Raw genomic sequence first — 21,890 nt, forward strand, 5'->3', positions numbered from 1 at the left:
CCTGTCACAACCAGGTTGATTTATACCGCCGGACCTGGAGCACATTCCCGTTTCGGGGCGTAAGGGAGGTTCCGGCGGGTGAGGCCGCGGAGGGTGAGGAACAGGGCGGCCGAGCTGGCCAGGACCAGCGCCGCGGCGAAGGCCAGGGTCGCCGGGTCCTCGGCCAGCAGCGCGGGGATCCTCCGGCCGGGCGCCAGGGTGGCGAACGCGAACGCGGTGGCCGTGCCGAGGTAGCTGCCGATCATGTTCCCGCGGTGGGCCGCGATGTTGCCCCGGATGGCGCTGATAAGGCCCAGGGTGACGGTCAGCAGGGTGAAGGCGGAGAGCCCGTGCAGCCAGCTGAAGCCGCCGTCGTGCGTAATCCAGAAACTCGAGATGCACACGTAGTACATCGCCCCGACCCAGGTGAAGCCGACGGCCTTGTGGACCGTGTCCTTGGCCCGGCGGAAGATGTTCAGCGGCCCCAGGACCAGCACGTAGCCGGCGGCGACGGCATGGGTGGCGATCAGCCAGTTCCAGTGCTCCATGGGTTTAGGATAGTTCCACTATCCTGTTGGCGCATTTATGGATAGCTGCCCGCCCGGCAGCTATCCGGTCAGGGGCACGCGATGCAGCTGAAGGAACTGGGCCTGCGCAGCGGGGTGAGTACCGCCAGCATCAAGTTCTACCTGCGCGAAGGCCTGCTGCCGCGCGGCCGGACCATGGACTCCTCCCGCGCGGAGTACACGCAGGCGCACCTGCGGCGGCTGGAGCTGATCAAGGGGCTGCGCACGGTGGTGGGGCTGGGGCTGGACCGGATCAAGGCCGTCACCGCCGCCATCGACGACGGGCAGCTGGGCGACGTCGAACTGATGGGCAGGGTCCAGGCCATGGTCCTCGGCCTGGCCGAGGACCCGGTGCCGGACCATCCGCTGACCGCCGGGCTGGTCGGCAGCGGGCGCTGGGTGGATGCGCCCTCGCAGGCGCGGAACTCGCTGAACCAGCTGCTGCACCGGATGGACGATCTGGGTGTTCCCGCCCGCGCCGAGGTCCTGGCCGCCTATGCCGACGCCGTGGACCAGGTCGCGGCGCTGGACCTTGCCAGCGCGGAGCAGGCCGGCAGCCGGGACGAGCTGGTGCTGGCCGTGGCCGTGGGCACCCACCTGTACAGCCAGCTGCTGCTGAAGATGCTCGCCGTGGCCCAGGCCTCCCGGGCCATGCGCCCCGGCGGCCGGGGACGCGGCCAGGGAGCGCCCTAGAGTGGGGCGCGAGGGACCCGGTGTGGCGGCGGAGCCGACACTGCGGGAGCACCCCAATCTTAGAAGACGGCCCGCACCCACCGGATCCGGGCTGCGGCCAGCGAGACGGCGAACGAGCCGGCGGTGGCCAGCACGAATTTGAGCGCCACCAGCCCGAACGTCGGGGTCTGGGCGGGGAACACCGCGACGGTCAGCCACAGCAGGATCAGGTAGTGGCACAGGAACACCCCGAAGGAGGCGTTGGACAGCGCGGCCAGGCCCCGGCCCAGCCGCGGCCCCGGCTGCCAGCCGCGCAGCCGGTGGAAGGCCCAGGCGAAGATGGCCGCCGCAGCCGCCGCCACGCCGAGCCCGATGTAGCTGGAGGGGGTCACGATGTTGAGCAGGGCCAGCTGGTCGCGGTTGATCCAGTGCCAGATATTGAACACGGACAGGACGACGGCGGCGGCTCCGGCCGCCGCTGCGGCACGGTCGGGCAGGCGTACCTGGGTGAGCACCCAGCCGGCCATGAAGTAGCCCAGGTAGGGGATCCACTGCGTCAGGGCGTTCCAGGCGAAGCGCCAGTCCCCGCCGGAAGCGATGCTCCAGGCCTGCCCGGCGAAGACCAGCAGCAGCAGCAGCTGCACCGCCGCCGTCGCCAGTCCCGCGCGGCGCAGGCCGCCGGAATGCAGGAACCTGGCCAGCGGCGGCGCCACCAGGTACAGCCCGAGGATGAGCCACAGGAAGTACAGGTGCGGAACCAGCCGGGTGTTGAACACCTCGGCGAGCAGCTGGCCGCCGGCCAGGCCGCGCCCGGGCACCAGGACCTGGACGGCGGCGATGTAGACCAGGTGCCAGACCACCAGCGCCGGCAGCAGGCGCACGGCGCGCCGCCGGTAGAACCCGGCCGGTCCGGACAGGTGGGCCCCCGGCGTGAGCGTCAGCGCCCCGGAGATCATCACGAAGACCGGCACCACCCAGATGAATCCGATGTCGATCACCGCGGCCGCCAGCCAGCCCCCGCTCCCGCGCGCCTGCTCGTTGCCGGCCAGCTGGCCGAACGCATGGATCGCGACGACGCCGGCAATGCTCACGATCCGCAGCAGATCGAGGGCGTAATTGCGCGGTTTCCTGAGGGGCATTGCGGCGGTCATGGTGCGGAAGGCAGGCAGGGTCCAGGGGCAGGGGGGAAGGAATGGCTGCGGCGGCTGCCGGAGCCGGGCAAAAGCAGAGGCCCCCGAAGGGTTACCCCGGGGGCCTCTGGAGGCCGCGATGCGTCAGCGGTCGATGTCGCCGCGGATGAAGGCTTCGACCTTCTCATGCGCGACGTCGTCGCTGTACTGCTCCGGCGGGGACTTCATGAAGTAGCTGGAGGCCGACAGGATCGGGCCGCCGATGCCGCGGTCCAGGGCGATCTTGGCCGCGCGCACCGCGTCGATGATGACGCCGGCGGAGTTGGGGGAGTCCCAGACCTCGAGCTTGTACTCCAGCGCCACCGGGGCGTCGCCGAAGTTGCGGCCCTCCAGGCGCACGAAGGCCCACTTGCGGTCATCGAGCCAGGACACGTAGTCCGACGGGCCGATGTGCACGTCCCCGGCCCCCAGGTCGGCCGAGGTGTTGGAGGTGACCGCCTGGGTCTTGGAGATCTTCTTGGACTCCAGGCGCTCGCGCTCGAGCATGTTCTTGAAGTCCATGTTCCCGCCGACGTTCAGCTGGTAGGTGCGGTCCAGGATCACGCCGCGGTCCTCGAACAGCTTGGCCATCACGCGGTGGGTGATGGTGGCGCCGATCTGGCTCTTGATGTCGTCACCGACAATCGGCACGCCGGCGGCGGTGAACTTGTCGGCCCACTCCTGGGTGCCGGCGATGAAGACCGGCAGCGCGTTCACGAAGGCCACGCCGGCGTCGATGGCGCACTGGGCGTAGTACTTGGCCGCTTCCTCGGAACCGACCGGCAGGTAGCAGACCATGACGTCCGCCCGGGCGTCCTTCAGGGCCGCGACGACGTCGACCGGCTCCTCCGGGGCCTCGATGATGGTTTCGCGGTAGTACTTGCCCAGGCCGTCCAGGGTGTGGCCGCGCTGGACCTTCACACCGGTGGCGGGCACGTCGGCGATCTTGATGGTGTTGTTTTCGCTGGCACCGATGGCATCGGCCAGATCCAGCCCCACCTTCTTGCTGTCCACGTCGAACGCGGCCACGAACTGCACGTCGTTGACGTGGTACTTGCCGAACTCGACGTGCATGAGGCCGGGGATGGTCGACTGCGGATCCGCGTCCCGGTAGTAATGGACGCCCTGGACCAGGGACGCGGCACAATTGCCGACGCCGACGATCGCGACCCGGATTGGGTTCTCTGCCACGGTTCTCCTTCAAAAAAACGCTGCGCTGGGGCCACGTCTGGACCACGCGGCCTGTTTATTCTACCGGTTAGCGCAAAGTGCCCTGCACAGGGGCAGGAGCAAGGCCTCAGCCGTTCATCGGCCCTTCGGCCCTGACATGCTCGGCACCCGGGCCCGTGACGTCCACCGTGCAGCGGACGACGAGCTTGTCGTGCCCGGTTTCGCCGCCGTCGATCAGGGTGTCCGCCTCGGACACCAGCGTGTATTCCGCCGTCTCTTCACGGATCCGCAGTCCCTTGGCGGCCGCGGTCTCCGCGGCATTGCGCAGCGCGGCGGCCTTCAGGTCCGCAACGTACGCGGCATCGTCTTCGCGGGCGGGATCGCCGAAGGCCCAGCCGAACAGTGTGGCATTCCTGGTCATGGCCGCCAGTTTAGCCGCACGCGCCCGCCGCTACCGGCGCAGCTGGAGCGCGAGCCGCAGCGCCGGCGCCGGCAGCAGGGTGCGCAGCCGCTGCCGCAGCCGCCGGCGCTGCGCCTCGGCCACCCGGCCCGCCCCCGTGGCCAGCCGGCCGGCCCGTGCCCGGGCGGCGTAGAAGGCCAGCAGTTCGGCCAGCGGGGTGTCCTGCCGGTGGAAGTAGTTCTCCCGCAGCCAGCCCTGCTCCGGGTGGAAGAAGCGGCCGGCCCTCAGGTCCTCGAGCGTGCCGAGCAGGCCGGAGCCGTCGAAGACCGCGTTCAGCATCTGCTCGGAGACGCCGAAGTCGGCCAGGACCAGCACCGGCAGTCCGGCGTCGACAGCCTCCAGCGCCGCGGTGGAGCTGACGGTGGCCAGCGCGGTGCCGGGGACCAGCTGTTCCGCCATGGACCCGGTGCAGAATTCGAGTTCGTGGCCGGCGGCGGCGCGGGTTTCCACCAACTGCTCCCAGAGGTCGTCGTACGGGTACCGCTCGCGGTGGGTCTGCGGCTCGCCGGCCCACGCCCGGAGCTTGACCCGGACGGTCAGCCCGGAGCGGCGCGAGAGCGCGGCCAGGGCCTGCAGGATCGCCACCCGTTCCGCGCGTTCGACCGGCACCTTGGCCTGCGGGGCGAAGACCACCGTCCGCAGCGGGGCGTCCACCGGTTCGGGCACCGGGGCCGAGCGCAGGAACGGCAGCCGGCTCACCAGGATCTGCTGCTCCTGCTGCAGCGACTCCGCCAGGTCGCTGAACGCGCGGCATTCGGCGTGGCTGTGGGTAATGAACGCATCGCCGAGGGCGCGGAAGCGCAGGGCCTTGCCGGTGGCCGGCAGGGCGACGCCGGGCAGGGCCGACACCAGCGCCGGGCGCGGACTGAGCCGGGCCGCATGCAGGAAGATTTCCTCGGCCACGGGGCCGGTGGCGGCGGCCAGCACGACGTCGGCCCCGGCCAGCACGCCGGCCAGCGCGCCGGCGGGCAGCACCGGGACCGGCCGGCCGTCCTGGAAGGTTCCGGCCGTGGCCGCGGCGAGCTGGGCGGGGGTGGGCTGCAGGGGCGAGCGGACCAGCAGGACGCGGCGCTCCCACCCGGGCCCGAGGGACTGCAGCGTGGCGCAGGCGAACTTCAGGTAGGAGTCGCTGTCGGCGACGGCGATGATCCGGTAGCGGCCGGCCGGGCCCGGGGCAGAACCGGTCATGGCCGGCCCGGCTGCCCGGCGGCGGCTTCGTCCAGGCAGCTGCCCAGGTGCCGGCGCAGCTCGGCCGAGGCCTGCGGGGTCCACCAGTGCCCGGGCACGTCGTGGCCGCGCAGGCGGACGCCGTCCGGAGCCAGGACCAGCCGCAGGGAGGCCAGCACGGTGGAGGGCAGGCTACGGACCACCTGGCCCGGCTGCAGCCCGCGCAGCCGCATTTCCACCGGGACGGTGTGCTCGTTGACGCGGATCAGCGGGTGGGCGGCCAGAGCCTCGAGGAGCTGCGGGGTTTCACGGCGGTGCGGGAAATAGCTGACCGGGCCGTCCTCGGTCAGGGACCGGACCCACTCGATGTACGGTCCGGGGTGGATCAGCCCGTCCGCCGGCATGGCCGAGCCGACCAGCACCGTGGGCTCGCGGATGATTTCGGTGACCGGCCGGGTGCCCAGCCATTCGAAGCGGTGCCGCTCCAGCTTCCCGCCCAGGGCGCGGAAGCGGCGTTCGACGGCGTCGGGCACGGGCAGCGCGGTGACGACCAGCAGCCGGCCCTGGCGGGCCAGCCGGCGCAGCCGGTGCCAGCTGGCCAGCCCCAGCATCCGGCGGGGAGCGGTCGCCCGGCTGCGCGGGCGGGTGAGCGCGGCGGGCCTGTCCTGCACCAACGTGGCGAGCAGTTTCAGGCTGGCCAGCCCGTCATCGAGCAGCACCAGTTCGTCCGCGTCCAGGCCGCGCAGCAGCCCGGCCTGGACCTGGCCGGAATAGGCGTCGCCGGCAACCCAGCGGTCCGGCCGCCCGGGCGGGGCCGCGGCTGTTTCCTGGGCAGGGCCGGCGGGCGGATCCTCGATGGTCAGCCCGGCCGGGGCCTGGTCCCGGAGCAGGGCCACGGTGCCGGCCATGCCGGCGCCGGCGCGCGGGCGGACCACCGTCTGCCGGCCCAGCAGGCCGGCGCTGTGTGCCTCGACGGCGCTGAGCAGCTGCAGCGGGGACTCGGCCCAGACCTCGGCCCGGCCGGACCGGGGCCGCAGGACCTCCGCCGGTCCGTGCCCGGGAACCCGGCGTGTCCGGGCCGCGGGCTGCGGGGCCGGCAGGGCCGGGAAGGAGTACATGGCGGCCACCGGCTATTTCCCGGCCGCCGCGATCATGCCCCGGGCGGCCGCGGCCCCGGCGCGCAGACCCGACCGGACGGTCCGCACGGTCCGGCGGGCGCGTCCCAGCCGCTGCAGCACGCCGGCAGGCACCGGCTGCGGGCCGGCACCGGGCAGCTGCAGGCTGGCCAGCCGGCGCCGCTTAAAGTAGCGCAGCTCCGCGGTGCCCTGGGCCCGGGCCAGGAACTGCTCGGCGGCCGGGCGCGCCTGCTGCAGGGTCTCCGGCTGCATGCAGTACGACACCGCCTCGACGAGCTCCTGCAGGCCGGCGCCCGGGCCGGCCGGCCCGGCGGAAACCGGCTGCCCGGCCGGTGCCGGGTAGCCGCGCTCCAGCACGGCGTCGATGATGGTCACCGGGATGCGGTTGCTGTTCTGGTAGGGGCTCAGCCGCTCCAGCAGCATGCCGGTCCCGGCGGCGGCAGCCTCGAGGCCGAAGAGGTACTTGGCGGTCATCAGCGCCGTGGAAAAGGCGCCAAGCACCAGGGCAGGCTGCAGCCGGAGCATCACGACTTCGGCCGGAGTGCCGTCCTCGAGCACCGTCAGCCGCAGGCCGAGGCCGGCGGCGGCCGCCTGCAGGGAGCTCACCGCTGCGGGCCCGGCCGCGGGGTGGGGCTTGAAGACGCAGCGGCGCAGTCCGCGCGCGGCCACCTGTGCCAGCATGCCGCGGTGCAGGTCCAGCTCCTCCTCGGCGGTGAGGATGCCGAGCCCGGCCAGGTACTGGCCGAGGACCAGGGCGGCGCCGCCGTCGTTCCCGCCGCCGGCACCCTCGCCGCCGCCGGGTGCGGCCGGCAGCGCCCGGGCCAGCGAGCGCATGCCGGCGGCCAGCGCCTGGGCCGGGACCGGCAGCAGGGCCGGGGCGTGCTCGCGCAGCAGCTGCGGGACCAGCCCGGGCACCAGGTCCACATAGAGCAGCGATTCCAGCCGCTGGGCGATCTCCAGCGGCAGCGGATTGCGGGTAGGCCCGTAGCTCATCAACCCGTCCGAGTGCACGCAGACGGCGGCGGTGGAAAAGATCCGGCACAACGCCACGGCGGGATTGACCTGGATGGACTCGACCCACAGCCGCAGCGGGCCGTCGCCGAGCTGCCAGTGCGAGCGCAGCAGCTTTTCCCAGGTGCCCAGCTCGTCGGCCCGGGGATTGAACTGGCCGGGCCGGCGCGGCCAGAGCAGCCCGCCCAGGTCGACCACCCGGTCGAACCGGGCGGCGGCCTCGGCGAACCCGGGGGAGTCGTGGAACGGGTCGGCCAGTTCCGGCAGCAGGGCGTTGTTGGCCAGCACGAGGATGCGCTCGCCGCTGGCCGGCAGCCGGCCGGCGTCGATGGCCGCGGCCAGCGACAGGCACTGGTAGAGCGAGGAGACAGCGAACAGCTGCTTCACAGGGTACTCCTGAGGACTTTGGTCAGTACTTTGCGCCGTTTGGGGTCCAGGTCCGCCAGGCCGGCGCGGGCGGCACCGGCGGGCAGGCCGGCCACCGTGTCGCGGATCCCGGAGCGCAGCTGCCGCCGCACGCCGCGGTCCATCCGGGACGAGCGGTCCACATGGTGGCAGGCGATGGCCAGGAACTGCCGGACCGCCTTGGGCCGGAAACGCTCCGCCTCCGGATCGGCCCCGACCAGGGTGAAGACCTCGCGGTAGCTGCGCAGGAAGTCCAGCTGGCGGCGGTCGAAGACCTGGCTGAGCGAGCCCGGCATGCCGCGGCGGTAGAAGGCACCCGGTGCGTCCACGACCGCGTAGGAGGAGGCCTTCAGGTGCAGCCGCCAGATCCACGGCCGGTCCTCGGCGGTCTGCAGCCCGTCCGGGAAGTGCAGCAGGCCCGCGTCGCGCAGGGCGCCGTCGAAGATCCCGAACGGGGCGTACGGGTAGTCCACCATGGTGGTGGCGTGCACCGGGCCGATGTCCGCGCGCGGATCGAGCGCCACGCCGTGCCGGGCCTGCGGGGCCCGGTGCACGGTGCGCACGCCGTCGGTGTGGCGGATGTGGTCGGTGCGCACGAAGTCCACGCCCAGCCGGTGGATTTCCGCGGTGAGCCGGGCCAGGTGGCCGGGGGCGTACCAGTCATCCGGGTCCAGGAAGGCGATGTACCGGCCGGTGGCCGCGTCCAGGCCCCGGTTGCGTGCAGCGGCCAGGCCGGCGGGCTGCTCGTTGCGCAGGATCTTCAGGCCCGGCAGCCGGCCGGCGTAGGCCGCCGCCAGCTCCCCGGTGCCGTCGGTGGAGCCGTCGTCGACGAGCAGGATTTCCATCACCGACGGGTCGTCGAACTGGCGGGTCAGGGAGGTCATCGAGTCGGCGATGAACGGTGCCTGGTCCCGGGCCGGGACGATGACGCTGATCAGCGGCCGGTGCACTGTGCTAGCCGTCCACCCGGCGCAGGCGGGAGAGCGGGGCCAGCTCGCCGGGGAAGACGCGCTTGACGCCGTCGCCCATGGCCTGCTCGAGGATGCGGATGTCCCGGATCAGGGCCTCGAAGCCCTTCGGCTCCAGCGAGGAGGCCTGGTCCGAGCCCCACATGGTCCGGTCCAGGGTGATGTGCCGCTCGATGGCGACCGCACCCAGGGCCACGGCGGCCAGGGAGATCTGCAGGCCGCGCTCGTGGCCGGAGTAGCCCACCGGCACCCCGTAGCGCTCCTGCAGGGTGGCGATGGTGCGCAGGTTCGCCTCCTCGGCCGGCAGCGGGTAGGTGCTGGTCGCGTGCATCAGGACCAGCTTCTCCGTGCCCAGGGTCTCGACCGCCGTGTCGATCTGGGCCAGCGTGGACATGCCGGTGGAGAGGATCACCGGCTTGCCGGTTTCGGCCAGGGCCCGCAGCAGCTCCAGGTCGGTCACGGAGGCGGAGGCGACCTTGTGCACCGGGGCGCCGGCGTCCTCCATGAACGCCACCGAGGGCACGTCCCAGGGCGAGGCGAAACAGTGCAGGCCCTGCGCGGCGGCGTGCTCCATCAGCTTCTGGTAGATCGGCATGTCGAACTCGACCCGGTGCCGGTACTCCAGGTAGGTCATCTCGCCCCAGGGCGTGGCGCGGATCTTGTCACGCATGTCCGCGGGCGTGGAGATCTCCGGGGTGCGCTTCTGGAACTTCACCGCGTTGGCCCCGGCCGCCGCGGCCGTGTCGATCAGCTGCCGGGCGATCTCGATGTCGCCGTTGTGGTTGATGCCGATTTCCCCGATCACGTAGACCGGCTGACCGGGCCCGACTTCGAGGTCGCCGATGGCAACGGGGGCGGGAACGGCGGCAGCCTGGAACGTTTGGGTAGTCATCACGGGCCTTTCAGGTGTGTGGATGGTGCCGGCGGAGCCGGCCGGACGGGCGGTGAGGATCCGCTCGCAGATTTCGCGGACGGCGCCCTGGCCGCCCTGGTGCTGCAGCACCACGCGTGCCGCAGCCTTGACCTCGGGCCGGGCGTCCGCCACGGCCACCGGCCAACCGACCAGGCCCATGGCGGGCAGGTCGTTGACGTCATTGCCGACGAAGGCCACCCGTGCCGGGTCCAGCCGGCAGGCGCGCATCCAGGCACCGAGGGTGGCGGCCTTGTCCGCCACGGCCTGGACGACGTCGATGCCGAGCTTGTCCGCCCGGGCGGCCACCACCGGGTTGGTTTCGGTGGAGAGCACCAGCTGGGGCACGCCGGCGCGGCGCAGCCGGGCCACGCCCATGCCGTCGGAACGGCTGACGCGGACGAATTCCTCGCCGTCGGCGTTCACCCAGGCGTGGTCGTCGGTATGCACGCCGTCGAAATCCATCACCAGCGCGTCCACGTCAATGGCCGCGGGGGCGGGATCCAGCTCCGCGGCCAGCGCGCGGGCCAGGGCCAGGTCGGCGGGGGAGTCGATCTCGACGGCGTGCGCGGCAGCGACGGGCTGCAGGGCCAGCCGGCCGAAGAAGCGGTGCCCGTGCTCGAGGAAGCCGTCCGTGCGGATGGCGTAGAAGGCCCCGGTTTCGCGGTACTGGGGCGCCCGGTCCTGCCGGCGCGGCCGGAAGCCGGCGTCGTGCCCGAGCGCGGCGGCCCGGCCGCCGTCGACGGTCCAGAGGAAGCCGTGGTCTTCGGCCGCCGAGAAGGCGACGTCGGCCTGGCCGTCCAGGACCTTCCGCACGGCCGCGTCCAGGTCCGCCGGGTCGATGAACGGCGAGGTGCACTGCAGCAGCACGGTCACCTCCGGCAGCACCGCGCGGTCCCGGAGCTGGTCCAGGACGTGCAGCAGCGCCGATTCGCTGCTGGCGGTGTCCCCGGCCAGCTCCGCCGGCCGGTCCAGGGCCTCGGCGCCGCAGCGCAGGGCCTCGGCGCGGATCCGGGGGTGGTCGGTGCTGACGACGACGCCGGTCACCAGGTCGGCGGCGCGGGCGGCCTCGATGGCCCGGGCCAGCAGGCTGCGGCCGGCCACCGGGGCCAGATTCTTGGACGGGATGCCCTTGGAGCCGCCGCGGGCGGGGATGACCGCCAGGACGCTTGGGGTGGTGTGCATGTTCATTGCGGCCACCGTAGGAAGCCCCGGTGACCGCTGAGGGTGCTCCGGGTGAACCGCCGGTGAGCGTCCGGCAACCATTTGCCTTCCCACCCTGTCTTCCCGTCGACGTGGCGGATCACGCCCGTATCCGGGCCGGAAACGGGCGTGATCCGCCACATCGATCGAAGCGGAGGGGGTCCCGGCAGTATGGTGGGCTGTATGCCCGCGACCACCCGGCCACCGTCGCGCCGCCGCCTGCCGCTGCGCATCGTGGTGCCCAGCAGGAACGATCCGTTCCTGCGCCGGTACACCGAGGTGCTCGGCGGGCCGCTGGGCCGGCACAGCGCCCCGGGAATCGTCACGCCCGGCTTCTTCACCGTGGAACGGGTGCTGATCCTGCTGACCACGCTGGCGGCGCTGCTGTCGGTGCTGGCCAAGACCCCGTGCCGGGCCGGGGGCTGGACGCTGCCGGACTACTTCTACCAGGGGTGCTATTCGGACTGGCCGGTGCTCTTCGAGTCCCGGCAGCTGGCCGAGGGCGTGTTCCCGCTGCTGACCCCGGGCAGCTTCTTCGAGTACCCGGTGCTGCTGGGCCTGCTGGCCGGCGCCACGGCCTGGCTGGTGCCGGGGCAGGGGGCCTCCGCGGAGCGGGTGCTGGCCTATTTCGACATCAATGCCGCGCTCGCGGCGGCGGCCTGGATCACCGCCGTCGTGGCGACGGCGCGGATGGGCCACCGCCGCCCCTGGGACGCGGCCATGGTCGCGCTGGCCCCGGGCATCGTGCTGGCCGGCACCATCAACTGGGATCTGTGGGCGGTGATGCTCACGGCGCTGGGCATGCTTGCCTTCGCCCGGAGCCGGCCGGTGGCCGCGGGCATCTTCCTGGGCCTGGGCACGGCCGCGAAGGCGTATCCGCTGCTGGTCTTCGGCGCCATCATCCTGCTGGCGCTGCGCACCGGCCGCTACCGCCCGCTCTGGCAGGCGACCGCCGCGGCGGCGGCGGCCTGGCTGGCGGTGAACCTGCCGGTCATGGTGCTCAACCCCGGAGGCTGGAGCCAGTTCCTGGCCTACAGCCGGGACCGCGGCGCCGGTCACTCCTCGCTCTGGTATGTCTGGAACCTGGCCGTGGAACAGCAGGGGCTGCCGCAGGTGGATGCCACCGTGGCCAACGAGGCCTCGCTGCTGCTGTTCCTGGCCGCCTGCGCCGGGATCGCCCTGCTGGCGCTGTCCGCCCCGCGCCGGCCGCGGCTGGCCTCGCTGGCCTTCCTCATCGTGGCGGCCTTCGTGCTGACCAACAAGGTCTACTCCCCGCAGTTCGTGCTCTGGCTGGTGCCGCTGGCGGCCCTGGCCCACCCGCGCTGGCGGGACTTCCTCGTCTGGCAGTTCTTCGAGGTCCTGCACTGGTGGGCGGTGTGGATGTACTTGGCCCGCGGCACCAGCGGCGGCCCGGCCGAGCACAACCTGGACACGCCCTACTACGTGCTGGCGGTGCTCGGGCACATGGCCGCCACCGGGTACCTGATGGCCCGGGTAATCCGGTCCATCCGGCACCCGGAGCACGACGTGGTGCGGCGGATGGACACCGACGACCCGCAGGGCGGCCCGTTCGACCGCGCCCCGGACCGCTTCGTGCTGGCCCCCCGGCCAGAGCGCCGGCCAGGGCGCCGGCCGGCGCCGCTGCCCGGGGCGGGGCGGCCGCCAGGACAGCAGGAGGAACCATGACCAGTCCCGCCGGCACGGGCGCCGGGAACGCCGTGGACGCCGTCGTCGTCGGCGCCGGCCCGAACGGGCTGGCCGCCGCCGTCGTCCTGGCCCGCGCCGGGCTGGCCGTCCAGGTCCTCGAGGCCGCCGCGGAACCGGGCGGCGGGGCCCGCACCGCGGAACTGATCGAACCGGGCCACTGGCACGATGTCTGCTCGGCGGTGCACCCGATGGCCGTCGCCTCGCCGTTCTTCAAGGCCTTCGGCCTGGCCGGACGCATCCGGCTGCACACCCCGGAGGTTTCCTACGCACAGGTCATCGACGGCGCGGACGCCGCCGTCGCCTACCGCAGCCTGGACCGCACGGTTGCCGGGCTCGGCGCGGACGGGCCGGCCTACCGGGCGCTGATGGAGCCGCTGGTCGACGGCGCGGAGCAGTTGGTGGACCTGACCATGAACCAGCTGCTGCGCGTGCCCGGCTCCCCGCTGGCCGCGGCCCGGTACGGGCTGCGCGCGCTGGAACAGGGCAGCCCGGGCTGGAACCTGCGCTTTAAGGAAGACCGGGCGCCTGCGCTGCTGACCGGGGTCGGCTCGCATACCCCGGGCGGGCCGCGCCGTCCCATCGCCGCCGGGGCCGGCCTGATGCTCGGCGCGCTGGCGCATGTGGGCGGTTACCCGATCCCCGCCGGCGGCTCGCAGGCGATCATTGCCGCCCTGGCCGCGGACCTGGAGGCCCACGGCGGCAGCATCGCCACCTCCGCCCCGGTGGACAGCCTCGCGGACCTGCCCGCGGCCCGGGCGGTACTGCTGGACACCACCCCGCAGCAGCTGCTGCGGCTGGCCGGGAACCGGCTGCCGGCCCGCTATGTCCGCACCCTGGCCGGCTACCGCTACGGCCCGGGCGCGGCGAAGGTGGACTTCATCCTCTCCGGCCCGGTGCCCTGGGCGGACCCGGAGCTGGCCCGGGCCGCCACCGTGCACCTGGGCGGCACCCGCGAGCAGATCCAGGTGGCCGAGCGCGAGGTGGCCCGGGGCCGGCACGCCGCCTGGCCGTTCACCCTGGTGGCCCAGCCCAGCAGCTTCGACGAGCTGCGCGCCCCCGCCGGCCGGCACGTGCTCTGGACCTACTGCCATGTGCCCGCCGGCTCGGCCCGGGACCTGACCGGGCTGATCACCGCCCAGCTGGAGCAGGCGGCGCCGGGCTTTTCCGACCTCGTCCTCGCCTCCCGGGCGATGTCCGCGGCGGAGTTCGCCCGGTACAACCGCAACTACGTGGGCGGGGACTTCGGCACCGGGGCGGTGAGCCTGCGCCAGGTGCTGGCCCGCCCGGTGCTCAGCCCGCAGCCCTGGCGCACGCCGCTGCCGGGGTTCTACCTGTGCTCGGCGGCCACCCCGCCGGGGCCGGGGGTGCACGGGATGTCCGGCTGGCACGCGGCGCGGCTGGTGCTCCGGGAGGTCTTCGAGCTGCCGGAGCCGGACCTGGCGCCCTGACTGCGTCCGCCGGGGCCGTCCGGAGCGTATATTCTGCCAAGCGGCGGATGTTTTTCCGCCGGGCCACGGGAACGACGGCGGCGTCCGGCCGCCTGCAGGAGGTACAGATGCGGCTGGGAACGGTACGGCGGAACGGGAGCACCCAGGCCTTCCGCCAGGAGGGCGGGACCACCACCTACCTGCCGGTGCGCGACGTCGGCGAGCTGCTGGCCCGGGAGGACTGGCGGTCGCTGGCCGGCGAGCAGGGCCCGGCCCCGGAGGCCGGGGCGCTGGAGCAGCCCATCCTGCGGCCGGAGAAGATCCTGTGCGCGGGCCTGAACTACCACGACCACGCCGCCGAGGTGGGCCAGGAGCCGCCCAAGTACCCGACCATCTTCACCAAGTACGCCAACGCCCTGGTCGGCCCTGCCGACGATGTCGTCATGCCCGCCGCCAGCACGAAGATCGACTGGGAGGTCGAGCTCGCCGTCGTCATCGGCCAAACCGTCCGGCACGCCGACGAGGCGGCCGCCCGGGCCGCGATCCTGGGCTACACCGTGCTCAACGACGTCTCGGTCCGGGACTGGCAGGGCCGCACCTCGGAGTGGTTCCAGGGCAAGAACTGGGACCGCACCACCCCCTGGGGGCCGGTGATCGTCACCGCCGACGAGCTGGACCCGGAGGCCGGCCTGGCCCTGGAATGCGAGGTCAACGGCGTGCTGAAGCAGTCCGGGACGACGGCGGACATGATCTTCTCCTGCGCGCAGCTGGTGTCCTACCTGAGCGAGTTCATGACCCTGGCCCCGGGGGACCTGGTCGCCACCGGCACCCCGGCCGGCGTCGGCCTGGCCCGGAAACCGCGCGAATGGATCCCCGCCGGTGCCGAGCTGGTGACCCGGATCGAGGGCATCGGCGAGCTGCGCAACCGCTGCGTAGCAGAATGAGCACCGACTAACCCCGCCCGCTCCAATCGACGTGGCAGATCACGCCCGTTTCCGGGTCGGAAACGGGCGTGATCTGCCACGTCGACGGGGAGGGGACGGGGGAGGGGCGGGTCAGCGGGTGAGCTCGGCCGTCCAGGTGCCGGGGTCGGTGCTGATGCCCCGGAGGAAGGCCAGCACCGCCGGCCGGTAGCTGTCCGCCTCCGCGGCGCCCCGGCCCTTGAGCCGGATCGCATGCAGCAGGAGGCCGTCGAAGGCCTGGGCCAGCACCTGGGCGTCCAGCGGCAGGATCTCGCTGCCGTCCTGGCCCTGGCGGATGATCTGCGCGAAGGCGGCGAGCATGTTGTCATACTTGCCGCGCCAGTCGGCGAACTCCTCCTCGCGCAGCAGTTCGGTCAGGTACAGCCCGCGGACATCGACCGGGCTGCCGAAAATGACCTCCAGTTCGTGGTCGGCGATCTGCCGCAGCCGCGGCAGCGCCGGCCCGCCCGCCCGTGCGGACCGGGCGGCGAGCACCAGGGTCTCCTCCAGGTCCAGCTCGAACAGCCGGTGGGCGATGTCGTGCTTGGTGGGGAAGTGGTAGAAGAGCGAGGGCTGGCGGATGCCCACCGCCGCGGCAATGTCCCGGGTGGAGGTCCCGTGGTAGCCCTTGGCCGCGAAGAGTTTGCTGGCCTCGTGCAGGATCTTCTCCACCGTCCCGGCCGCTTTCGCCATGGCTCCCCTTCCCGGTCCGTCCGTCCGCCATCCTGCCAATCCTTCCGGCCGGCGGGCAAACCGGCATCCACAGAAAACGAATATTTTTCATTTAGGGCTTGACGGTGACGCGGACCACTTCCTACCCTGATTCTACCTATCGATCGATAGGTGAAGTTTTCCGGCGCGTTCCGCCCGAAGGAAAGTGAAGCACCGTGACACCACACCCAGACGCCCTGCCGCGGCTGTCGCCCCAGGCCCTGGCGGCCATTTCGGGGACCTTCGTCGTCGGCTACATGATTGCCAACGTCATTCCGCTGATCATCGCCGCCATGGAGGCCGACCTGGGCCTTGAGCCGGTGGCGGCCGGGGCGCTCGGCACGGCGATGATGCTGTGCAGCGCGGCTTCCGGCACGCTTCTGGCCCGCCGGGCGTCCCGTCCGAACCGCTACAAACTCGCCCGGGCGGGCCTGCTGGTGATGGCGGCCGGCAGCCTGGTGGCGGCCCTGGCCCCGCTGCCCTGGCTGGCGGTCGCCGGCGTCGTCGTGGCCGGCCTCGGTGCCGGCGCGGGGATTGCCTCCGGCGGCGCGGCGATCGCCGCCACCGCGGATCCGGACCGCACCTCCGGACTGGCCGCGCTGGTCAATCGCCTGCTCGCCGCCCTGCTGCTGCTGGTGGTGCCGCTGTTCGGGATCAGCATGGCCTCCAGCTTCCTGGCCCTGGCCGCCCTGGCCCTGCTGGGCGCGCTGATCTGCAGGCCGTTGCCCGAGGCCCCGGCCGCTGCCGGCCACCTGCCGGTGGCGGTGGACCGGCGGACCCGAATCCTCGGCCTGGTGCTGGCCGCCGGCGCCTGCCTGTGGGCCGTGGGCGAGGATTCGCTCTGGGCCATGTCCTCGGGGATGGGGGTCGACCAGGCCGGACTGGACGGGCCGGGCATCGGCCTGCTGCTGAGCATCTCCACCGCCGCCGGCCTGGCCGGCATCCTGGTGGCCACGGTGCTCGGTTCACGCTTGGGCCGGGTGGTCCCGCTTGCGGTGCTGCTGGTGCTCGGCGCCGCCGCGAAGCTGGTCACGGCCACCACCGGTGACCCTGCGGTCTTCGGCACCGCGTTCATCGCCTGGAACACCATCTACGCGGCCACCTTCGTCACCATCGTGGCGCTCTCGGCCGCCGTGCACAGCAGCGGCCGGTACGCGGCGCTGCTGACCAGCGTCTACCTGTTCGGCTCGGCCCTGTCGCCGCTGTTCGGCGCCGCCCTGGTCGAGGCGGCCGGCTACGCCGGCTTCGGCCTGTCGACGGCGCTGATCAGTGCCGCCGTCGCCGTTCCCTTCCTGTGGGTGGCGGTCTCGCTCCGCCGGCAGCCCGCCCCGTCCAGCGTCCCCGAGGAGCAGTTCGATGCCCGCTGAGTACGCCGACCTGATCATCCATTCGGCCACCGTCCACACCCTGGACCCGGACTCGGCCGGCACCGCCGTGGCCGTCCGGAACGGACTGGTCACCGCCGTCGGCTGCGACGCGGACATCCTGGCCCTGGCCGGACCGGCCACCGAGGTGGTCGACGGCAGCTCGCTGACGCTGACCCCCGGGCTGACCGACTCGCACCAGCACCCGCTGATGGGCCTGGAGCACGGCCGCGGCCTGGACCTGACCGGGGTGGACCGGCTGGAGGAGCTGCGGGACCGGCTGCGCGCCTACAGCGCCAACCTGGGTCCGGAGGAGTGGGTGATCGCCCGCGGCGTCGAGTTCAACGCCTTCGCCGGCCGCAGCCTGCACCACGAGGTCCTCGACGACGTCACCGGCGGACGCCCGGCCTTCCTCTGGATGATCGATGTGCACACCGCGCTGATGAACCGGCGCGGGCTCGAGCAGGCAGGCATCACCGGGGCGCGGCAGTTCGAGGACGCCTCCGAGATCGTCGTCGACGCCGCCGGGCGGCCCACCGGCGAGCTGCACGAGGGCAACGCCGTCTTCGCCGGCTACGCGGCCGTGCCGCCGCTGGACGCCGCGCAGCAGCATGCGCAGCTGCGCGGGCACTTCGCGGCGCTGAACGCCGCCGGCATCACCGAGATCCACATCCTGGACAACTGGCGCGGCACCGAGCAGGCCCTGCGCGCGCTGGAGGCCGACGGCGAGCTGACCGTGCGCGTGCTGTGGGCGCCGTGGTGCCTGCCGGGCACCACGGACCAGCTGCTGGAGCAGATCGGCGCCACCCGGGCGGCCGGCCAGGGCAGGTACTGGAAGGTGGCAGCGGTCAAGTTCCTGATCGACGGCGCGGTGGACGGCGGCGGGGCCTGGCTGTGCACCGCCGACTACCTCGGCGGCAACGACCGCTCCATCTGGCGCGACGTTGAGGCCTATCGCGGGTCCGTGCGCCGGATGGCCGGGGCGGGCCTGCCCGCCTGGACGCACGCGATCGGGGACGAGGGCGTCTCGGCGGTGCTCGACACCTACGCCGGCCTGGCCCGCCCGGAGGGCGGCGCGCGGTTCAGGATCGAGCACGTCGAAGTGCTCAAGGACCAGGACGTGGACCGGTTCGCCGGCCAGGACGTGGTCGCCTCGATGCAGCCGACGCACATGGACTGGACCCGCGCCGACCACCAGGACAACTGGTCCCGGCGCGTGGGCGAACACCACTGGGACAAGGCCTGGCGCTGCGCGGACATCGCCGCCGCCGGCGGCCGGGTGGCGATCGGCAGCGACTGGCCGGTGGTGGACTTCGACCCGCGCGGGATCCTGGCCTCGGCCCAGCTGCGCCGGCCGGTGCACGACGCCGCCCGCGAACCGCACCTGCCGCTGCAGGCCCTGACCGCCCGGCAGGCGCTGGAAGGCTACACGGTGCAGGCCGCCTACGGCGCCGGCCAGGAGGCGGTGGCCGGCAGGATTGCGCCCGGCTTCCGGGCCGACCTGGTCCTCTGGCGCCGGGACATCCTGGCCTGCCCGCCGGAGGAACTGCCGCAGGTGGACGTGGTTCTGACCATCATGGACGGCCAGGTGGTGCACGGCGCGGTCCCGGCCATGGCCCGGCCCTGACCGGACCGGCCGCGGCGCCGCGGACGGTCCGGTCCGGGGAAGTGCCACATTTCGACTCTTTTACGGATGAAAACGCTGTTATCCGGCACGTCAATGGGAGGGAACGGGAGGACCGGCCTAGGATCGGTTGCGTGGGACAGCAGCGGCTCTTCGGACGGGAACGGGAGGTGGCGCAGTGGCGCCTGCTCGCCGATTCCGTCGCCGCGGGCCGGAATGCCGGGCTGACCATCAGCGGCCCCTCGGGCATTGGCAAGAGTGCGCTGCTGGAGGCGATCTGCCAGGACGCGCAGGCGCGGGGCTGGAAGCTGCTGCGCGCGGTCGGGGACGAAAACCGGCAGCTGCCCGGGGCCATGCTGTGGCAGTGGTTCGCACCGCTGGCCCAGCAGCACCCGGCCGGCCTGCCCCCCTTTGACGGCCAGGGCGCACTGCTGCACCGGTTCCTGACCGACACCGAGCTGGATGTCAGCCAGGACGCGCTGAGCTATTCGGCCTCCTGGGTGCTGCGTTCGCTGGGCCAGCAGCAGCCGGTGGCCGCGGTGGTGGACGACGCCCAATGGCTGGACGAGCTGTCCCTGGCCGTCCTGCTCGATGTCGGCAGCTTGCTGCTGGACGTGCCGGTCCTGCTGCTGCGCGGACTGCGCACCGGCACGCCCCGGCCGGCCGGCGGGACCGCGGACGGCCGGCGGGAGGATCTGCACGCCCTGGTCTCCCGGGGCCAGTCCTCGGGCGCGGAGCTGCACTGGAACCTGAAGCCGCTCTCCCACGAGGCGATCGAGAACTGGCTGACGGCCCGGCGGCAGGACACCCTCGCGGTCAGCGCCGCCCGCCTGCAGGCCGCCAGCGGGGGCGTGCCGTTCTTCATCCGCGAACTGCTCGAACGCGAGCAGGACTACAGCCTGGACCCTGGCAGCCGCGAGGACGCGATCCTGCGGGAACGGCTGGACCGGCTGCCCGAGGCCGGACGCCAGGTGCTGGCCGCCGCCGCCGTCCTGGGCGAGGACGCCTCCGCCGCGCGCATCGCCGCCGTCCTCGGCACCGAGCCGGCCCAGGTGGCCGCCGGCCTGCGCAGCCTGCAGGAGGGCCGCTTCCTGTCCACCGTGCGCCCGCGGCCGCGGATCCAGCATGCGCTGATCGCCGAGACGCTGCTGGCCGGGCTGGACCCGGCGGCGCTGGCCCGGCTGCAGCGGCGCGCGGCGGAGGCGCTGCTGGCCGACGGCGCCGGCACGGCGGCCGTCGCCGGGCACCTGCTGGCCGCGCCCGCCGGGGCCGACCAGCGCACCGCCCGGGTGCTGCTCGACGCGGCGGCGGATGCCCGCCGCCGGGGCGCCCACGGCATGGCGGTCCAGCTGGGCGAGCGGGGCCTGGAGGAGGGCGGCCTGCCGGCGGACCTGCGCCGGCAGCTGCTGGTGGAGACAGCCCAGGCCCGCGAAATGGCCGGGGAGAGCAGGCGGGCCGAGGAGCTGGCCCGGCAGGCCCTGGCACTGACCGAGGGCACCGCCGCGCGCGGTACGCTGCTGCTGGAGTTCGCCGAGACGCTGTACAACAACGGCCGGGTGGAGGCCGCCGCCGAGTGCTATGCCCAGGCGCTGAAGGAACTGGACAACGAACCCGGCGCCCATGCCGGACTGCGCCGGAAGGCGGTGGCCATGGCCGCCGGCGCGGGCTTCCAGCAGATGCAGTTCACCCGCGACTACGCGGCGCTGGTGGGGGAGGTGCTGGCCCAGGACCCGGCCGCCGACGGGCCGTGTGACCGGCTGCTGCTGGTCCAGGAGGCCCTCCGGCTGACGCTGGCCGGCGAGGACGCCCGGCGCACGGCGGAACTGGCGGTGCGGGCCGTGGCCGGCGGGAAGCTGCTGGCCGAGAACGGGGCGGCCTCGAACATCATCAACTATGCCACCGGTGCGCTCACCGGGACCGAGCAGGATGCGGTGGCCCTGGTGCTGCTCGACGCCGCGATTGCCGAAGCCCGGGCCGGCTCGGCGGTCATGGCCCACGCCACGCTGGCCTACTGCCGCGGCGCGCTCCAGCTGCGCCGGGGCCGGCTGCGCCTGGCCCAGGTGGACCTCGAGGCCTGCCTGCGCGCCGCGGACCAGGGCTGGCGGACCTACCTGGAGGCCGCCTGCGTGATCATGGCCGGCATCCGCATTGCCCGCGACGACCTGGAGCCGCTGGACGGGCTGCTGGCCCGGGTGCCGCTGGCGGCCCGGCGGCCGCCGCTGGTGCAGGCCATGGCGCTGCAGCTGCACGGCATGGCAGCCGCTGCCCGCGGCCGGCACCACGCGGCGCTGGAGCACTTCACCGCCGCGATGGACCTGGCCGAGGGACTGGGGCCGGCCCTGGACCTGTGGACCGGCGCGGCGATCGAATCGGCCGTGCGCTCCGGCTCCCGCGACAACCTCGAATACGCCCGGGTCGTTGCGGAGGAGGCGGTGGCAAGGGCCCGGGCCTTCGGCGCCCCGCGCTGCCTGGGCACCGTGCTGCGGCCGGCGGCGCTGGCCCAGCCCCCGCAGGCCGCCGTGGCCATGCTGCGCGAGGCCGCGGCCCTGCTGGAGGCCGGTTCCGGCCGTTATGATCTGGCGCTGGCGCTGGCGGACCTGGCCGAACTGTGCCTGCTGCCCGGCAGCGATCCCGCGCTGGCCGGCCACCGCGCCGAGGCCCTGGCGGCGGCGCGCAAGGGGCTGCTGCTGGCCAACCGGATCGGGGCGGCCGGCGTGGCCCGGCGGATGGCGGCGCTGCTGGCGGCCCAGCACGCCCCGACGCCGGCGGTGGCCGAGCAGCGCGCGGACCGGCTCACCCCGGCCGAATTCCGCGTCTGCTCGCTGGCGGCGCGCGGGCTGACCAACCGGCAGATCGCCGCGGAGCTGTTCATCACCATCAAGGCGGTGGAATGGCACCTGTCCCGGTCCTTCGCGAAGCTGGAAATTTCCTCCCGCAGGGAGCTTGCCGGTGCCCTGGAACCGCGGGAGTGAGCCGCGTTACTACCGGAATACCCTAGCGTTTGCGAACTAGGGTGGTTAACGCTGGTGAAACCGCCCGCGCGGCAGCATGATGGATGGTGTCGGGGATGGACCGGGAGACCGGAACGGAACCGGCAGCAGCTGTGGCTTAGTTGGGGGCGGCCGGATTCTCCCGGCTGTGGTGGCGACCACCTGGTAATTCTTGGCTGCAAAACTGGCGGAATGGCTTGAAGCGCACGACGGGGGAAGGCGCTTCAAGCCATTCCGTTGTGTCCGTGAAAAACCGGGTGGATCCGGCAGGCAGCCGGTGCCGGCACAC

Annotated in this window: 17 protein-coding genes and 1 pseudogene; 7 read left to right on the forward strand and 11 right to left on the reverse strand. The window is 73.1% G+C overall.

The window, feature by feature from the left end; all coding sequences use genetic code 11:
- Positions 1–20: 20 nt before the first annotated feature.
- Positions 21–527 carry a DUF2306 domain-containing protein gene (locus HGG74_RS13800; RefSeq protein WP_168487240.1) on the reverse strand — a complete coding sequence of 169 codons (507 nt, stop codon included), beginning with the start codon at positions 525–527 and terminating at the stop codon, positions 21–23.
- 81 nt (positions 528–608) lie between these two features.
- Here HGG74_RS13800 and HGG74_RS13805 point away from each other — a divergent pair, with 81 nt between their 5' ends.
- Entirely contained in the window at positions 609–1,238 is a 630-nt protein-coding gene (locus HGG74_RS13805) for a MerR family transcriptional regulator (protein WP_168487242.1), read from the forward strand.
- A gap of 59 nt (positions 1,239–1,297) precedes the next feature.
- Here HGG74_RS13805 and HGG74_RS13810 read toward each other — a convergent pair whose 3' ends face one another.
- The 9 genes and pseudogenes from HGG74_RS13810 to HGG74_RS21205 form a co-directional block, all read right to left on the reverse strand.
- Positions 1,298–2,356, reverse strand: coding sequence for an acyltransferase (locus HGG74_RS13810; RefSeq protein WP_168487244.1), 1,059 nt, complete (start codon positions 2,354–2,356; stop codon positions 1,298–1,300).
- A 135-nt stretch (positions 2,357–2,491) separates the two neighbouring features.
- Positions 2,492–3,577: an inositol-3-phosphate synthase gene (locus HGG74_RS13815; RefSeq protein WP_168487246.1), complete on the reverse strand. Its 1,086-nt coding sequence runs from the start codon at positions 3,575–3,577 to the stop codon at positions 2,492–2,494.
- 106 nt (positions 3,578–3,683) lie between these two features.
- Complete coding sequence (locus HGG74_RS13820; RefSeq protein ID WP_168487247.1) at positions 3,684–3,977, reverse strand: hypothetical protein; 294 nt, start codon at positions 3,975–3,977, stop codon at positions 3,684–3,686.
- A 30-nt stretch (positions 3,978–4,007) separates the two neighbouring features.
- Entirely contained in the window at positions 4,008–5,204 is a 1,197-nt protein-coding gene (locus HGG74_RS13825) for a DUF6716 putative glycosyltransferase (RefSeq protein ID WP_168487249.1), read from the reverse strand.
- Positions 5,201–6,301, reverse strand: coding sequence for a hypothetical protein (locus tag HGG74_RS13830; protein WP_246262901.1), 1,101 nt, complete (start codon positions 6,299–6,301; stop codon positions 5,201–5,203). Before HGG74_RS13830 ends, HGG74_RS13825 begins: the two co-directional genes overlap by 4 nt.
- 12 nt (positions 6,302–6,313) lie before the next feature.
- Complete coding sequence (locus tag HGG74_RS13835; protein ID WP_205761922.1) at positions 6,314–7,717, reverse strand: polysialyltransferase family glycosyltransferase; 1,404 nt, start codon at positions 7,715–7,717, stop codon at positions 6,314–6,316.
- Positions 7,714–8,685, reverse strand: a complete 972-nt coding sequence (locus HGG74_RS13840; RefSeq protein WP_168487251.1) for a glycosyltransferase family 2 protein — start codon at positions 8,683–8,685, stop codon at positions 7,714–7,716. Before HGG74_RS13840 ends, HGG74_RS13835 begins: the two co-directional genes overlap by 4 nt.
- Before the next feature lie 4 nt (positions 8,686–8,689).
- Complete coding sequence (locus tag HGG74_RS21200; protein WP_205761939.1) at positions 8,690–9,595, reverse strand: N-acetylneuraminate synthase family protein; 906 nt, start codon at positions 9,593–9,595, stop codon at positions 8,690–8,692.
- A gap of 102 nt (positions 9,596–9,697) precedes the next feature.
- Positions 9,698–10,879, reverse strand: a pseudogene (locus tag HGG74_RS21205) (cytidylyltransferase domain-containing protein); the annotation flags it as partial.
- 120 nt (positions 10,880–10,999) lie between these two features.
- On the opposite strand from HGG74_RS21205, the gene HGG74_RS13850 reads away from it, so the two are divergent.
- The 3 genes from HGG74_RS13850 to HGG74_RS13860 all read left to right on the forward strand — a co-directional run bounded on the left by HGG74_RS13850 (position 11,000) and on the right by HGG74_RS13860 (position 14,894).
- Entirely contained in the window at positions 11,000–12,502 is a 1,503-nt protein-coding gene (locus tag HGG74_RS13850; RefSeq protein WP_168487255.1) for a glycosyltransferase family 87 protein, read from the forward strand.
- Positions 12,499–13,971 (forward strand): phytoene desaturase family protein, encoded by a 1,473-nt coding sequence (locus HGG74_RS13855; protein WP_168487257.1) that lies wholly within the window; start codon positions 12,499–12,501, stop codon positions 13,969–13,971. The genes HGG74_RS13850 and HGG74_RS13855 overlap by 4 nt, the downstream gene beginning before the upstream one ends.
- A 107-nt stretch (positions 13,972–14,078) precedes the next feature.
- The gene (locus HGG74_RS13860; RefSeq protein WP_168487259.1) at positions 14,079–14,894 is read left to right on the forward strand and encodes a fumarylacetoacetate hydrolase family protein; all 816 of its coding nucleotides are present in this window, start codon (positions 14,079–14,081) and stop codon (positions 14,892–14,894) included.
- A 111-nt stretch (positions 14,895–15,005) separates the two neighbouring features.
- Here the strand turns inward: HGG74_RS13860 and HGG74_RS21210 are convergent, their stop codons facing one another.
- Complete coding sequence (locus HGG74_RS21210; protein WP_205761924.1) at positions 15,006–15,605, reverse strand: TetR/AcrR family transcriptional regulator; 600 nt, start codon at positions 15,603–15,605, stop codon at positions 15,006–15,008.
- A 194-nt stretch (positions 15,606–15,799) separates the two neighbouring features.
- On the opposite strand from HGG74_RS21210, the gene HGG74_RS13870 reads away from it, so the two are divergent.
- The 3 genes from HGG74_RS13870 (at position 15,800) to HGG74_RS13880 (ending at position 21,583) form a co-directional block, all read left to right on the forward strand.
- Positions 15,800–16,990 (forward strand): MFS transporter, encoded by a 1,191-nt coding sequence (locus HGG74_RS13870; protein WP_168487261.1) that lies wholly within the window; start codon positions 15,800–15,802, stop codon positions 16,988–16,990.
- Entirely contained in the window at positions 16,980–18,614 is a 1,635-nt protein-coding gene (locus HGG74_RS13875; RefSeq protein WP_168487263.1) for an amidohydrolase, read from the forward strand. The genes HGG74_RS13870 and HGG74_RS13875 overlap by 11 nt, the downstream gene beginning before the upstream one ends.
- 131 nt (positions 18,615–18,745) lie before the next feature.
- Positions 18,746–21,583, forward strand: a complete 2,838-nt coding sequence (locus tag HGG74_RS13880) for a helix-turn-helix transcriptional regulator (protein WP_168487265.1) — start codon at positions 18,746–18,748, stop codon at positions 21,581–21,583.
- Positions 21,584–21,890 lie beyond the last annotated feature (307 nt).

The organism is Arthrobacter mobilis, assembly GCF_012395835.1.
Classification (GTDB): domain Bacteria; phylum Actinomycetota; class Actinomycetes; order Actinomycetales; family Micrococcaceae; genus Crystallibacter; species Crystallibacter mobilis.